This window comes from Streptomyces sp. NPDC001599 (assembly GCF_042893535.1).
Classification (GTDB): Bacteria; Actinomycetota; Actinomycetes; order Streptomycetales; family Streptomycetaceae; genus Streptomyces.
Window position 1 is genome coordinate 39,092 of record NZ_JBIAVA010000018.1, and the last position, 14,409, is coordinate 53,500.

General features: G+C 72.2%; 11 protein-coding genes. 7 read left to right on the forward strand and 4 right to left on the reverse strand.

Annotated features, from left to right (window positions below; genetic code table 11):
* Positions 1-72 precede the first annotated feature (72 nt).
* Both ACFYZ3_RS32660 and ACFYZ3_RS32665 read right to left on the reverse strand, forming a co-directional pair.
* Positions 73-1,461: a M16 family metallopeptidase gene (locus tag ACFYZ3_RS32660; protein ID WP_388525343.1), complete on the reverse strand. Its 1,389-nt coding sequence runs from the start codon at positions 1,459-1,461 to the stop codon at positions 73-75.
* Positions 1,458-2,861, reverse strand: coding sequence for a M16 family metallopeptidase (locus ACFYZ3_RS32665; RefSeq protein WP_388525346.1), 1,404 nt, complete (start codon positions 2,859-2,861; stop codon positions 1,458-1,460). Before ACFYZ3_RS32665 ends, ACFYZ3_RS32660 begins: the two co-directional genes overlap by 4 nt.
* A 336-nt stretch (positions 2,862-3,197) precedes the next feature.
* Between ACFYZ3_RS32665 and ACFYZ3_RS32670 the strand changes: the two genes are divergently transcribed.
* Positions 3,198-5,654 carry a DNA topoisomerase (ATP-hydrolyzing) subunit A gene (locus ACFYZ3_RS32670; protein ID WP_388525349.1) on the forward strand — a complete coding sequence of 819 codons (2,457 nt, stop codon included), beginning with the start codon at positions 3,198-3,200 and terminating at the stop codon, positions 5,652-5,654.
* A gap of 313 nt (positions 5,655-5,967) precedes the next feature.
* Here the strand turns inward: ACFYZ3_RS32670 and ACFYZ3_RS32675 are convergent, their stop codons facing one another.
* Positions 5,968-7,035, reverse strand: coding sequence for a CobW family GTP-binding protein (locus ACFYZ3_RS32675; protein WP_388525352.1), 1,068 nt, complete (start codon positions 7,033-7,035; stop codon positions 5,968-5,970).
* Between the two features lie 286 nt (positions 7,036-7,321).
* Here ACFYZ3_RS32675 and ACFYZ3_RS32680 point away from each other — a divergent pair, with 286 nt between their 5' ends.
* Together ACFYZ3_RS32680 and ACFYZ3_RS32685 are read left to right on the forward strand one after the other, a co-directional pair.
* On the forward strand, positions 7,322-7,852 hold the full coding sequence (locus tag ACFYZ3_RS32680; protein WP_388525355.1) for a DUF6082 family protein: 531 nt from the start codon (positions 7,322-7,324) through the stop codon (positions 7,850-7,852).
* A gap of 151 nt (positions 7,853-8,003) precedes the next feature.
* Positions 8,004-8,240 carry a hypothetical protein gene (locus tag ACFYZ3_RS32685; protein ID WP_007387735.1) on the forward strand — a complete coding sequence of 79 codons (237 nt, stop codon included), beginning with the start codon at positions 8,004-8,006 and terminating at the stop codon, positions 8,238-8,240.
* Positions 8,241-8,381: 141 nt separating this feature from the next.
* Here ACFYZ3_RS32685 and ACFYZ3_RS32690 read toward each other — a convergent pair whose 3' ends face one another.
* Entirely contained in the window at positions 8,382-9,554 is a 1,173-nt protein-coding gene (locus ACFYZ3_RS32690) for a citrate synthase/methylcitrate synthase (protein ID WP_388525359.1), read from the reverse strand.
* 123 nt (positions 9,555-9,677) lie between these two features.
* On the opposite strand from ACFYZ3_RS32690, the gene ACFYZ3_RS32695 reads away from it, so the two are divergent.
* From ACFYZ3_RS32695 to ACFYZ3_RS32710, 4 genes are all read left to right on the forward strand, one after another.
* Positions 9,678-10,943: a citrate synthase gene (locus ACFYZ3_RS32695; protein WP_388525362.1), complete on the forward strand. Its 1,266-nt coding sequence runs from the start codon at positions 9,678-9,680 to the stop codon at positions 10,941-10,943.
* A gap of 54 nt (positions 10,944-10,997) precedes the next feature.
* The gene (locus ACFYZ3_RS32700) at positions 10,998-11,942 is read left to right on the forward strand and encodes a sucrase ferredoxin (RefSeq protein ID WP_388525365.1); all 945 of its coding nucleotides are present in this window, start codon (positions 10,998-11,000) and stop codon (positions 11,940-11,942) included.
* 86 nt (positions 11,943-12,028) lie between these two features.
* Complete coding sequence (locus ACFYZ3_RS32705; RefSeq protein WP_388525368.1) at positions 12,029-13,699, forward strand: ATP-binding protein; 1,671 nt, start codon at positions 12,029-12,031, stop codon at positions 13,697-13,699.
* Positions 13,696-14,376: a response regulator gene (locus ACFYZ3_RS32710; protein ID WP_388525370.1), complete on the forward strand. Its 681-nt coding sequence runs from the start codon at positions 13,696-13,698 to the stop codon at positions 14,374-14,376. Before ACFYZ3_RS32705 ends, ACFYZ3_RS32710 begins: the two co-directional genes overlap by 4 nt.
* Positions 14,377-14,409: the final 33 nt, after the last annotated feature.

Here is a 14,409-nt window from a genome sequence, read left to right on the forward strand (position 1 = left end):
CACTCCCCCAATCCGGACAAACGGCGGCCCTGGTGACACACCGGTCACCAGGGCCGCCGCACGCGCGTGCCGCTACTCGGCCGCCACCACGGTGACTTCGCCGATGCCGAGGGCCTCGACGGGCTCCTTGATCTGCGCCGCGTCGCCGACGAGGACCGTCACGAGACGGTCCACCGGGAAGGCGTTCACGACCGCCGCGGTGGCCTCCACGGTGCCCGTGGCGGCCAGTTGACGGTAGAGCGTGGCCTGGAAGTCGTCGGGCAGGTGCTGCTCGACCTGGTCGGCCAGCGTGCTCGCCACGGCCGCCGCCGTCTCGTACTTCAGCGGCGCCACGCCCACCAGGTTCTGCACGGCCACATCGCGCTCGGCGTCGGTGAGCCCCTCCGCGGCCAGCTTGCGCAGCACCGTCCACAGGTCCTCCAGGGCGGGACCGGTGTTGGGGGTGTCGACGGATCCGCTGATGGCGAGCATCGCGGCGCCCGTGCCGTCCGGCGCGGAGCGCAGGACCTGGCCGAACGCCCGCACACCGTAGGTGTAGCCCTTCTCCTCGCGCAGGACGCGGTCCAGGCGCGAGGTGAGGGTGCCGCCCAGGCAGTAGGTGCCGAGCACCTGCGCGGGCCACACGCGGTCGTGCCGGTCGGCGCCGGTGCGGCCGATCAGCAGTTGCGTCTGGACGGCACCGGGACGGTCCACGATGACGACCCGGCCCCGGTCGTCGGCGGTCACCGGGGGCACGGGGCGCGGCTCGGCGGCCGAGCCGGTCCAGGCGCCCAGGGTGTCGCCGAGCAGCGCGTCCAGGTCGAGGCCGGTGAGGTCGCCGACGACCACCGCGGTGGCCGTGGCGGGGCGGACGTGCCGCTCGTAGAAGGCGCGTACGGCCGCCGAGTCGATGGCCTCGACCGTTTCCCCGGTTCCCTGGCGCGGGCGCGACATGCGCGCGTCGGCCGGGAACAGCTCCTTGGAGAGTTCCTTGGCGGCACGCCGGGAGGGGTTGGCCAGCTCGTGCGGGATCTCGTCGAGCCGGTTGCGCACCAGCCGTTCGACCTCGCCGTCGGCGAAGGCGGGCGCCCTGAGGGCGTCGGCGAGCAGGCCGAGGGCCTTGGCGAGGCGCGAGGCGGGCACCTCCAGGCTCAGCCGGACGCCGGGGTGGTCGGCGTGCGCGTCGAGGGTGGCGCCGCAGCGCTCCAGCTCGGCGGCGAAGTCCTCGGCGGAGTGCTTGTCGGTGCCCTCGGAGAAGGCGCGCGCCATGATGGTGGCGACGCCGTCGAGACCGGCCGGCTCGGCGTCCAGGGGGGCGTCGAGGAGCACCTCGACGGCGACGACCTGCTGGCCGGGGCGGTGGCAGCGCAGCACCGTGAGGCCGTTGTCGAGGCTGCCGCGCTCGGGGGCGGGGAACGCCCAGGGCTTGGGCTCACCGGCCTGCGGCTGCGCGTGGAATTCCATGGTGGCCAGCTCGGTCACTTGGCCGCCTCCTCGTTCTCTTCGGTGGCGTCGGGCACGGACACGGTGACGGTCGTCCCGTCGGCGTCGGTCTCGTCGGCGTCGGTCTCGTCGGCGGGGGCGGTGGGCTCGTAGACGAGCACCGCGCGGTTGTCGGGGCGCAGGCGGGCCTTGGCGACCTCCTGGACCTCCTCCGCGGTCACCTCGAGCACCCGCTGGACGGCGGTGAGGGCGAGCTGCGGGTCGCCGAACAGGACGGCGTACCGGCACAGTTCGTCGGCGCGGCCGGCGACCGTGCCCAGGCGGTCCAGCCACTCGCGCTCGAGCTGGGCCTGGGCGCGCTCCATCTCCTCGGCCGTGGGGCCCTCCTCGGCGAACCGGGCCAGCTCCTCGTCGATGGCGGTCTCGATGACCGGCACCTCGACGTCGCCGGACGTCTTCACGTCCAGCCAGCCCAGGGACGGCGCCCCGGCGAGCCGGAGCAGGCCGAAGCCGGCGGCGACGGCGGTACGGTCGCGGCGGACCAGGCGGTTGTACAGGCGGGACGACTCTCCGCCGCCCAGGACGGTCAGGGCCAGGTCGGCCGCGTCGCACGCGCGCGTGCCGTCCTCCGGCAGGCGGTAGGCCGCCATCAGGGCCCGGGCCGGGACCTCCTCCTCGACGACCTCCCGCAGCTCCCCGCCCATGACGTCGGGCAGCGCGCCGTCCCGGGGAGGCTGCTTGCCGTCGTGCGAGGCGATGGAGCCGAAGTACTTCTCGATCCACGCGAGCGTCTGCTCGGTGTCGATGTCGCCGACGACCGAGAGCACCGCGTTGTTCGGGGCGTAGTAGGTGCGGAAGAACGCGCGCGCGTCCTCCAGGGTCGCCGCGTCCAGGTCCGCCATCGAGCCGATCGGCGTGTGGTGGTAGGGGTGGCCCTCCGGGTAGGCGAGGGCGGTCAGCTTCTCGAAGGCGGTGCCGTAGGGGACGTTGTCGTAGCGCTGGCGGCGTTCGTTCTTGACGACGTCCCGCTGGTTCTCCATCGACTCGTCGTCCAGGGCGGCGAGCAGGGAGCCCATGCGGTCGGCCTCCAGCCAGAGGGCGAGCTCCAGCTGGTGGGCGGGCATGGTCTCGAAGTAGTTGGTCCGCTCGAAGCTGGTGGTGCCGTTGAGCGAGCCGCCGGCGCCCTGCACCAGCTCGAAGTGGCCGTTGCCCTTGACCTGGGCGGAGCCCTGGAACATGAGGTGCTCGAAAAGGTGAGCCAGGCCGGTGCGCCCCTTGACCTCGTGGCGCGAGCCGACGTCGTACCAGAGGCACACCGCCGCGACCGGGGTCAGGTGGTCCTCGGAGAGCACCACGCGCAGGCCGTTGGCCAGGCGGTGCTCGGTCGCTGTCAGGCCGCCGGAGCCTGCCTGGGCTGTGGCCGTGTGACCCATGGGCATGTACGTCCCTTCGATCGCGAGATCCTGGTGGAGTCACTGGGTGAACCACCGGGTGGAATCCATGGGCGGAACTGCGTGATTCCGCCGGTCCTGCCACTGTATGCAAGCGTGCGGGCGGCCGGTGGAGTTCCCGGGCCCCGTACGCCGAGAGCGAGAACGCGGTTGACGGGCCGCCGGGGACGACTGCGCGGACGGCGCCCCCCGGACGAGGGCGTACCCTGCGGGCAGCGCCGGGCCGGCAGCCCGTGACGGGTCCTGGTCGGTGGCTGTCAGTGCCGCAGTCCACAATGGACGGCGTCAGATCACCGTTCACGCTTCAGCAAGGAGCCGGCAGCGATGGCCCGCCGTAGTACGAAGACCCCGCCGCCCGACGACTCGTACGAGGAGAAGATCCTCGACATCGACGTCGTCGACGAGATGCAGGGCTCCTTCCTCGAGTACGCGTACTCGGTCATCTACTCCCGTGCGCTGCCGGACGCCCGCGACGGCCTCAAGCCGGTGCACCGGCGCATCGTCTACCAGATGAACGAGATGGGCCTGCGGCCCGAGCGCAGCTACGTGAAGTGCGCCCGCGTCGTCGGCGAGGTCATGGGCAAGCTGCATCCGCACGGCGACGCGTCGATCTACGACGCCCTGGTCCGCATGGCCCAGTCGTTCTCGATGCGCGTCCCCCTGGTGGACGGCCACGGCAACTTCGGCTCGCTGGGCAACGACGACCCGCCGGCCGCCATGCGGTACACCGAGTGCCGGATGGCCGAGGCTGCCGGCCTGATGACGGAGTCCATCGACGAGGACACCGTCGACTTCGCCCCGAACTACGACGGCCAGGAGCAGGAGCCGGTGGCCCTGCCCGCCGCCTTCCCGAACCTGCTGGTCAACGGCGCCTCGGGCATCGCGGTCGGCATGGCCACGAACATGCCGCCGCACAATCTGCGCGAGGTGATCGCGGCGGCCCGGCATCTGATCCGGAACCCGAACGCCGACCTGGACGCGCTGATGAAGCACGTGCCGGGCCCCGACCTGCCCACCGGCGGACGGATCGTCGGCCTGCCCGGCATCCGGGACGCGTACGAGACGGGCCGCGGCACCTTCAAGATCCGCGCGACGGTGTCCGTGGAGACGGTGACGGCCCGCCGCAAGGGTCTCGTCGTCACCGAGCTGCCCTTCGCGGTCGGCCCGGAGAAGGTCATCTCGAAGATCAAGGACCTGGTCGGCTCGAAGAAGATCCAGGGCATCGCGGACGTCAAGGACCTCACCGACCGCGCGCACGGACTGCGCCTGGTCATCGAGATCAAGAACGGCTTCGTGCCGGAGGCGGTCCTGGAGCAGCTCTACAAGCTGACGGCCATGGAGGAGTCCTTCGGCATCAACAACGTCGCCCTGGTCGACGGCCAGCCCCTCACCCTGGGCCTCAAGGAGCTGCTGGAGGTCTATCTCGACCACCGATTCACCGTCGTCAGGCGCCGCAGCGAGTTCCGCCGGAGCAAGAAGCGGGACCGGTTGCACCTGGTCGAGGGCCTGCTCACCGCCCTGGTCGACATCGACGAGGTCATCCGCCTCATCCGCTCCAGCGAGAATTCCGCGCAGGCCAAGCAGCGCCTGATGGAGCGGTTCTCGCTGAGCGACGTCCAGACGCAGTACATCCTGGACACGCCGCTGCGCCGGCTCACCAAGTACGACCGCATCGAGCTGGAGTCCGAGAAGGACCGGCTGAACACGGAGATCGAGGAGCTGACCCGGATCCTCGACTCGGACGCGGAGCTCCGCAAGCTGGTCTCGGCCGAACTGGCGGCGGTGGCGAAGAAGTTCGGCACCGACCGGCGTACGACGCTGCTGGAGTCGAGCGGCGCCCCGGTCGCCGCCGTGCCACTCCAGGTGGCGGACGACCCCTGCCGGGTGCTGCTGTCCTCGACGGGCCTGCTGGCCCGCACCGCGAACGACGAGCCTCTCGTCACGGAGGCCGGGGCCAAGCGCGTCAAGCACGACCTGATCGTCTCGGCGGTACCGGCCACGGCGCGCGGCGAGGTGGGCGTGGTGACGTCCGGCGGGCGGCTGCTGCGGGTGAACGTCGTGGACCTGCCCCAGCTCCCCGAGGCCATGGCGGCGCCGAACCTCGCGGGCGGCGCGCCGCTGGCGGAGTTCGTGTCCCTGGAGGACGACGAGGACGTCGTCTGCCTGACCACGCTGGACGAGTCCTCGCCGGGGCTGGCGCTCGGCACGGAGCAGGGCGTCGTCAAGCGGGTGGTGCCCGACTATCCGTCCAACAAGGACGAATTGGAGGTCATCACCCTCAAGGAGGGCGACCGCATCGTCGGCGGGGTCGAGTTGCGCACCGGTGACGAGGACCTGGTCTTCATCACGGACGACGCACAGCTGCTGCGGTACCAGGCCTCGCAGGTCCGCCCGCAGGGCCGTCCGGCGGGTGGCGTGGCGGGCGTCAAGCTCGCCGACGGGGCCAAGGTCATCTCCTTCACGGCGGTGGACCCGGCCGCGGACGCGGTGGTCTTCACGGTCGCCGGATCGCGCGGCACACTGGACGACTCCGTGCAGACCACGGCCAAGCTCACGCCGTTCGACCAGTATCCGCGCAAGGGCCGCGCCACGGGCGGTGTGCGCTGCCAGCGGTTCCTGAAGGGCGAGGACTGCCTGGCCTTCGCCTGGGCGGGTGCCGTCCCGGCCCTCGCCGCGCAGAAGAACGGCACGCCGGCCCAGCTCCCGGACATCGACCCGCGCCGCGACGGCTCGGGCGTGTCGCTGCCCAGGACGGTGTCGGTGGTGGCGGGCCCCGCGTAGGGCCCGTCGTTCCGGTGGCGTGGTCCCGACGAACGGTGAGTAGCCAGTGGTCCGAGACCTGTGCAACGTCCGGTTGCAGCCTGCGGAAGGCGGCCCCACGCCACTGAGCGAGGAGGAGGGACGGCGCGTGCGCGCGGTGCTGTTCAACGACCTCGGCAGCGTGATCGCCGAGCGGGGTCGGGTCCGGTTTCCCGCGTACTCGCCCGCATGAGGCTCTGTCTCGCGGCACGCCGAGGCGGGGGGCGAATCCGCCGCCGCGGGCTCCGGCCATGAGTTCCGCCAGGGCCTGATCCGCCGTCCCGGGACAGCACACCTAGGCCCCGGGCGGTGGATCCTCGCCGTCGGGGTCCTGGACGTAGCGCAGGACGCCCCACATGCCGTGGTCGTCGGCGGGTGGGGCGTCGGCGTCCCGGCGGCATGCGTCGAGTTCCGCGCCGAGGGCCGCCGCGTCGATGCCGGAGCCGATGAGGACGAGCTGGGTACGGCGGGCGTCGGCGGGTGGCCAGGGTTCCGGATAGAAGCGCAGGAAGCGTCCGACGGCGTGGACGGCGTACCGGTTCCGCGTGTCGTACGGGCCGAAGTCGACGTATCCCTTGATCCGGTACAGGCCCTCGGGACGGCTGTCGAGGAAGCGCATGAGCCGGCGCGGGTCGAGCGGGAGGCCGGAGACGAACGACAGGGTGTCGTAGGCGGCGTGCAGGTGCCCGGGATGTGCGCCGCCCTCGGAGTGGTCGTGCAGGTCGTCGAAGGACAGCTGCCCCACGCGCTCCTCGCCGGGCCGGCAGTCGTAGAGGAACTCGGGGTCGATACGGCCGTAGGTCGCGGGCACGACTGCGGCACCGTCGACGAGCGAGTGCACGAGGCCGAGCACACGCTCGGCGTCGGGAGCCCGGTCGGTCTTGTTGACCACGACCAGATCGGCGAGTGCCAGATGCCGGTCGATCTCGGGATGCTTGGCACGGGTGTCGTCGAACTCGGCGGCGTCGACGACCTCGACGAGCCCGCCGTAGACGATCCCCGGTTGCTCGCTGGCGAGCAGCATGCGCACCAGTTCCTGGGGTTCGGCGAGGCCGCTGGCTTCGATGACGATGACGTCGATGCCGGCCTCGGGCCGGGCGAGCCGCGCCAGGTACCCGTCCAGTTCACTCGCGTCGACGGCACAGCACAGGCATCCGTTGCCCAGGGACACGGTGGAATCGCCGAGGGCGCCCGCGACGGCCATGGCGTCGATCTCGATGGAGCCGAAGTCGTTGACGACGGCGCCGATACGGCTGCCTCCGCTGCGGTGGAGGAGGTGGTTGAGCAGGGTGGTCTTCCCCGAGCCGAGGAATCCGGCGAGGACGACGACCGGGATCTGCTGCGGAGTCGGGCGCTGCCCCACCGTGCGACCTCTCTCTCACCATGCGTGCGGAATTGCCTGCTCAGGATACGAGCCGGCGGAGTACCCGCGGAGTGAACGATTGTTAGCAGCACTTGGTGGGCAGACGTTTTTCCAAGGCGCCGGACCGTGCGACCCTCGCTTCCCTCCGTGCGCCTCCTCTCCGCCTCCCCGTCGATCAGCGCCGCTCGGCACCCTGGAGGTGGCAGCACCAAACATCGCTCGCCGGTCCCCGTCAGCCGACCCGCACTCGACGACCGGCGGGCGGTCGCCTGATTCGGGGGTTGACATGGTCACACGGAAGAAGGTCACGGGGAGGTTCGGCTCCGCCGCGGCCGGAATACTGACGGCCGCGCGGCAGCGGCGACTGCGCAGGGACCGTCTGCACGAGCGGCAGCTGCGGCTCGAGGAGTCGGCGAGCCGGCGTGAGACCCTGCGTCATCAGCAGCGTATGCACTGGGAGTTGCTGAACAGGGCGATCGACGACCCTTCACTGGCGGAGGTCATCGACACGTACGACAAGAGCATCCCGGCCGCGCGGCGTCGTCAGTTCCTCTACGCCAACGCCTGGTACTCGCACCTCTACCACTGCCATCGAACAGGCCTGCTGGACCGGGAGGAGCTGTACCGCATCCTGCGCGAGTTCTTCCAGAGCCCCGTCTTCCGGGAGTACTGGGACGCGTCCGAGCACATGCGCGCCTCCCTCAACGAGGCCTCCGAGGAAGCCCGGCTGGGTCGCATGGTCGACGGCCTCGTCCGGGACCTCGACGAAGCCGACACCGACGAATGGTGGGTCGTGGGGACCCCGCCGACGGACTGAAGGCGCGTGGCGCCGAATCGGCCGAGCAGGTCAAATGCGGCGGTAACGGAGACACGACGGAGTGAGTTTGATCCATCCCGTCACGCACACCTCATGAACACCAGTAGCGTGTGCTCGCCATCACTCTGGAGACTCATAAGGACCGGTACCTTTGAAGATCGTGCGCCGCATCGGTGTGCCTCCCAGCGCCCGGGGGAGCAACTCGGGATCCACCTGCCCCGACCTGTTCGAACTGAGTGACGGCAACTTCGCCGTCATCGGCACCGAGGCCACCGAGGCGCTGGAGCGTGAGCTGCCCGCCGACGCCGCCAGGGCCGACTACGAACGCATCGTGGTCATCAGCCGGGAGACCCTCATCCGGGCCAAGGCGGACATCCCCGACGCCTGACGTCACCCGCGTCTTCGGCCGTACCCCCACCCCCGACGGGGCACGGACCCCCACCACCGGCGAGCAACCCGGCACCCCGTCCTTGCTCGACGCTCCCCGACCAGGCCTGGCGCCCGAACGGCACCAGGCCGCTCGTGTCTCTCAGGCCACCGCCGGGACCCCGACCGGCGCTCCCGGCCCCACATACCGCGCCGCCGGACGGATGATCTTGGAGTCGGACGCCTGCTCCAGAATGTTCGCGCTCCAGCCCACCACCCGCGCAGCCGCGAACGTGGGAGTGAACATCTCGCGGGGCAGGCCGCACAGCTCCATGACCACGCCCGCGTAGAACTCGACGTTGGTGTGCAGTTCGCGTCCCGGCTTCAGCTCCGCGAGGATCGCCTCGACCTGCCGCTCCACCTCGACGGCGAACTCCACGCGCGGTCCGCCGAAGCTCTGCGCCACCTCACGCAGCATCCGTGAGCGCGGGTCCTCCGTGCGGTAGACCGCGTGACCGAAGCCCATGATGCGCTCACCGGCGAGCACCCGCTCGCGGATCCACGCGTCGATGCGGTCGGGCGTGCCGATCGCGTCCAGGGTGTCCAGCGCCCTGCTGGGGGCGCCGCCGTGCAGCGGGCCGGACAACGCCGACACCGCACCGGCCAGGCAGGCCGCGACATCCGCGCCGGTCGACGCGATGACCCGCGCGGTGAAGGTCGACGCGTTGAACCCGTGGTCAATGGTCGAGATCAGATACTGCTCGACCGCCCGGGTGCGCGCCTCGTCCGGCTCCTCGCCGGTCACCATGTAGAGGTAGTTCGCGGCGTACGACAGGTCCTCGCGAGGCTCCACCGGCTCGAGCCCCCTCCCCAACCGGTACAGCGCGGTCAGCAGCGTCGGTACGGCCGCGGCGGCCACCAGGGTGTCCTGCCGGCGCCGGTCGACCGACAGGTCGTACACCGGCCCGAAGCCCAGGGCCGCGCCCAGCAGGGACAGGCCGGTGCGCATCCCGGCGAGCGGACCGGAGCGTCCGCCGGCCTCGGCGATGGCGGGCAGGGCGGCGCGCACCGCGTCGGGGAGCCGCCGCAGCGCCGCGGTCTCGGCGGCGAAGGCGGCCCCGGTTCGCGCGTCGGGGAGTTCACCGTGGACCAGGAGATGCCAGACGTCCTCGAAGCCGCGACTCCGGGCCAGTTCGACGGCCGAGTACTGGCGGTAGTGGTAGAACCCCTCGAGTCCTCGCACGTCGCCGACCTCGGTGTCGGCCACCACGACACCGGCGAGCCCGCGCGGCACCTCGACGAGTGTGGTCGCGGCTGCGGTTCTGTTGATGGACATGATTACCTCCTCGAACTTGACTTAACTGTCCATACTTGACTGCTACTCTGTCCATATTGATTGAATCAATACAGAGCGTTGCAGCGACTCAACACGGACGCCTCCGATCGATACGGTGACCTCATGCGCGATCACGAGCCCGACCACCCCGCAGACAGCGAGCGGCGCCTGACCACCAGGGAGGCGGCCGAACTGCTCGGGGTGAAGCCCGAGACCGTGTATGCGTACGTCAGTCGCGGCCAGCTCGGCAGCCGACGCGCGCCCGGCTCCCGGGGCAGCACCTTCGACGCCGACGAGGTCCGGGCCCTCGCCCGGCGCAACCGGCGCGACGGCGGCACGAACCCGGCCTCGGCCACCGCTCAGGAGCTGACCGTGCGCACCCGCCTCACGCTCATCGAGAACGACCGGTTCTCCTACCGGGGCGTCGACGCGGTCGAACTCGCCGCGCGCCACACCTACGAGGAGGTGGCCGAGTGGCTCTGGACCGGAGAGCTGCGCCCCGGCACCGCCTTCTCGGCCCCCGAGTCCTCCGTGGCCGTCGCCCGCCGGGCCGTCGACGCCCTGCCCGAGCACGCCGGGCCCGCGGACCGGCTCCGCGTCGCGGCGATCGCCGCGGCGGTCACGGACCCGCTCCGCTTCGACCTGTCCGAGGACGCGGTGCTGGGCACGGCACGCAGCCTCATCCCCACCCTCGTCGCCGCGCTTCCCCCCGTACTGCGCGACGGACACGACCAGGACCCGATCGCCCACCGCCTGTGGACCCGGCTCAGCGGACAGGAGGCCGACGAGCCGACGCTGCAGGCGCTGGACACGGCGCTCGGACTCCTCGTCGACCACGATCTGGCGGCCTCCACGCTGGCCGTGCGCGTCGCCGCCTCGGCGCGGGCGCACGCCTACGCCGCCGTGTCCGCCGGGCTCGGCGTGATCGAGGGGCCGCTGCACGGCGCCGCCGGGGGCCTCGCGCACCGGATGCTGCTGGAGGTCCTCGACCTGGGCAGCGCGGCGCCGGTGGTCGCGGAGCAGTTGCGGGCCGGCCGGCGCATCCCGGGGCTCGGCCACCGGCTCTACCCCGGTGAGGACCCGCGCGCGCGTGCCCTGTACGCGCTCCTGGAGAACGTCCCCCGGGCGGCGCCCGCGCTCGCGGCGGCCCGGGACGTCCAGGCCACCGCCGCCCGCCACACCCCGCTGCACGCCAACGTCGACCTGGCGCTCGCCGTGCTCACCGTGTCCTCCGGCATGGCCTCCACCGCGGCCGAGACGATCTTCGCCGTGGCCCGTACGGCGGGCTGGATCGCACATGCCCTGGAGGAGTACGGGGAGCGCCCGCTGCGGATGCGGCCCAGTGGCCTGTACTCGGGTCCGAGGCCCCCGCGGCCACTGCCGGAGTAGTGCTCAGGCGCGGCTGGAAGCCACCGCGGGCCAAGTCAGGTTAGGCTCACCTCTGTGAGTACGTGCTCAACCGTCTCCTGGGACCTCGACGAGCCCGTTTCGGGCACCGCACCCGTCGCGAGGACCTGGTTGCTGCTCGAACAGCCCGGCCCGTGGGGCGCCAAGGCGCTCACCTCGAGCCACCTGGACCCCGCACTGGGGCGCGCCCTCGACGCGGCGGCCAAGGGGACGGGCGTACGCATCGCGCTCGTGCGGCGTCCCGGGCGTCACGCGGACCGGGGCACGACCACCGCACGCAGGGTGTACGCGGCCCACACCGTGCCGGGAAACGTATGGCTGCACGGCACCACACTCAAGGACCCCCGTCGGCTGCTCGGCCTCGACTTCGCGGCGCTCGGCAGGGGTGACCACCGCGCCTTCGACTCGGTGCTGGACGGCCGCCCGCACGCGGGCGATCCGCTCGCCCTCGTCTGCACCAACGGCAAACGCGACCGGTGCTGCGCTCTCCTCGGCAGGCCCTTGGCGGCCGAACTCGCCGCCTCCGGAGCCGACGGCGTCTGGGAAGTCACCCACCTGGGCGGGCACCGCTTCTCGCCGACCGTGCTCGTCCTGCCGCACGGATACGTCTACGGCCGGGTCCAGGCCCACACCGTCAAGGAGATCCTGCACGGCGCACGGGAGGACCGGATCGTCATCGAGGGCTGCCGCGGGCACTCCGCGTGGGAGCGTCCCGGGCAGGCGGCCGAGCTGGCCCTGCGATCGGCCCTCGGCGAGGACACGGCCCAGGCACTGACCGTCGTACGGACGGACGGCGCCGCACCGCGCTGGGAGGTGACCCTGGCCCACCGCGACGGCCGGAACTGGCGGGTCACCGTCGTCCAAGCGGCATCCGCGCCGCCGCGAGCGGAGAGCTGCGCGGCGTCGGTGCTGGGCTCGCCGGCGCGGATGGAGGTCACGGCGGTGCGCGCCCTGCCGGTGACGGCGGCACTGGCGAGCTGACCCCGCGGGAGACGCACCCCCCCTCGCGGGAGATACGCGCCACACCCCGCTACGGCATGCCACCGGCCCCACGTACCGTCATGGCCATGAGCTCCACTCCCCCCGTCCGCCGACTGCGCCTGGGCCTGCCGCGGCGGGTGTTCTCCCAGGTGCTGCTGATGCAGCTGGCGATCGCCGCGGGCGTCGCGGTACTCGCGACCGGGCTGTTCCTGGCGCCGCTCGGCGACCAGCTGGACGACCAGGCGATGCGCCGGGCGCTGGCGATCGCCCAGACCACCGCGCAGCAGCCGCAGGTCGTGCGGGACCTGCGGACCACCCGGCCGACGGCGAACGGCCCGGTGCAGCGGGAGGCGGAGCGGGTCCGGGAGGCCACCAGGGCGGAGTACGTGGTCGTGATGGACCGGCAGGGCGTGCGCTGGTCGCACACGGATCCGGAGCGGATCGGCGAGGTCGTCTCGACCGACCCGGGGCAGGCCCTGGCCGGACGCGAGGTCATGGAGATCGACGACGGGACGCTGGGCCGCTCCGCCCGCGGGAAGGTGCCCCTGCGCGACGGCGACGGCGAGATCGTCGGGGCGGTCTCGGTGGGCATCGCCTACGACAGCGTCCGGGCGCGGCTGATCCACGCCATTCCCGGCCTGTTCGCGTACGCCGGTGGCGCGCTGGCCGTCGGTGCCCTGGCCTCCTGGATCATCTCGCGCCGGGTGCAGCGGCAGACCCGGGACCTGGCGTTCTCGGACATCGCGGGGCTGCTGGCGGAACGGGAGGCCATGCTGCACGGCATCCGGGAGGGTGTCGTCGCCCTGGACCGGGGCGGCCGGGTGCGCCTGCTCAACGACGAGGCGCAGCGCCTGCTGGACATCGGCGGCGAGGCCGTCGGCCGCTCCCCCGACGAGGCCCTCGGCGCGGGACGCACGGCCGACGTGCTGGCCGGCCGGGTGACCGGCACCGACCTGTTGACCGTACGCGGCCAGCGGGTCCTGGTCGCCAACCGGATGCCCACCGACGACGGCGGGGCCGTCGCCACACTGCGCGACCGCACCGAGCTGGAGCAGCTCGGCCGGGAGCTGGACTCCACGCGCGGCCTGATCGACGCGCTGCGTGCCCAGGACCACGAGCACGCCAACCGCATGCACACCCTGCTGGGACTGCTCGAACTGGAGATGTACGACGACGCCGTGGAGTTCGTCGGCGAGGTGGTCGGCGACCACCGGCTCACCGCGGAACAGATCACCGAGCGGATCCAGGACCCTCTGCTCGCCGCCCTGCTGGTCGGCAAGGCCACCGTCGCGGCCGAACGCGGAGTCGCCCTGTGGGTCTCGGACCGGACGCGGCTGCCGGACCGTCTGGTCGATCCGCGGGGGCTCGTCACGATCGTCGGCAACCTGGTCGACAACGCCCTCGACGCCGCCGCGGGGACACCACACGCGCGCGTGGAGGTCGAACTGCGTGCCGAGGGGCGCGCCGCCACGCTCACGGTGCGCGACACGGGGCCCGGGGTCGCGGCGGACCACCGTGAGCTGGTGTTCACCGCGGGCTGGTCCACCAAGGAGCCGCCGGCCCACCGCGAGCGTGGCATCGGACTGCCACTGGTGCGCCGCCTGGCCGAGCGGCAGGGCGGCAGGGCGACCGTCGGGGAGGCCTACGGCGGGGGCGCGGAGTTCGTCGTCGTCCTCCCCGAGGCGCTGACCGAGGCGGCCCCGGAACCCGCTCTCACCGCCCCTGTGACCACCGCTGCCGAGGAGGAGTCCCGATGATCGAGGTCCTGGTCGTGGACGACGACACGCGGGTCGCGCGCGTCAACGCCGCATACGTCGAGAAGGTGCCGGGCTTCCACGTCGCCGGTGCGGCGCACAGCGCGCTGGAGGCGCTGGACGCGGTGGAGCGGCTGCCCCGCCTGGACCTGATCCTGCTGGACCACTACCTGCCCGACCGGACCGGTCTCGAGGTCGTCCAGGAGATGCGGCGCCGCGGACTGCAGACCGACGTGATCATGGTGACGGCGGCCCGGGACGTGTCGACCGTGCAGGCGGCGATGCGCCAGGGAGCTCTCCAGTACCTGGTGAAACCGTTCGCCTTCGCCGGTCTGCGCGGCAAGCTGGAGGCGTACGCCGAACTGCGCCGCACTCTCGACGGGGGCGGTGAGGCGGAGCAGGCCGAGGTCGACCGGATCTTCGGCGCGCTGTCGGCTCCGTCCGAGCCCGGGCTGCCCAAGGGCCACTCCCCCACCACCGCCGAGCTGGTACGCCAGTGCCTGCTGAAGGCCGACGGGCCGCTCTCCGCCCAGGAGATCGCCGAACGGACCGGGGTGAGCCGCCAGACCGCGCAGCGCTATCTGAAGCTCCTGGAACGCACCGGACGGGCCGTACTGACGCTCAAGTACGGCGAGGCGGGCCGCCCCGAGCACCGTTACGCGTGGGCGACCCGTACCTGAGACGACCGCTGTACCCCTGAGGCCGCCTCGACC

Coding starts and splice junctions, on each gene's coding strand:
- ACFYZ3_RS32665 (WP_388525346.1), bottom strand. CDS start 2,861: ATGCCCATGGGTCACACGGCCACAGCCCAGGCAGGCTCCGGCGGCCTG.
- ACFYZ3_RS32710 (WP_388525370.1), top strand. CDS start 13,696: ATGATCGAGGTCCTGGTCGTGGACGACGACACGCGGGTCGCGCGCGTC.
- ACFYZ3_RS32690 (WP_388525359.1), bottom strand. CDS start 9,554: ATGTCCATCAACAGAACCGCAGCCGCGACCACACTCGTCGAGGTGCCG.
- ACFYZ3_RS32705 (WP_388525368.1), top strand. CDS start 12,029: ATGAGCTCCACTCCCCCCGTCCGCCGACTGCGCCTGGGCCTGCCGCGG.
- ACFYZ3_RS32680 (WP_388525355.1), top strand. CDS start 7,322: ATGGTCACACGGAAGAAGGTCACGGGGAGGTTCGGCTCCGCCGCGGCC.
- ACFYZ3_RS32695 (WP_388525362.1), top strand. CDS start 9,678: ATGCGCGATCACGAGCCCGACCACCCCGCAGACAGCGAGCGGCGCCTG.
- ACFYZ3_RS32670 (WP_388525349.1), top strand. CDS start 3,198: ATGGCCCGCCGTAGTACGAAGACCCCGCCGCCCGACGACTCGTACGAG.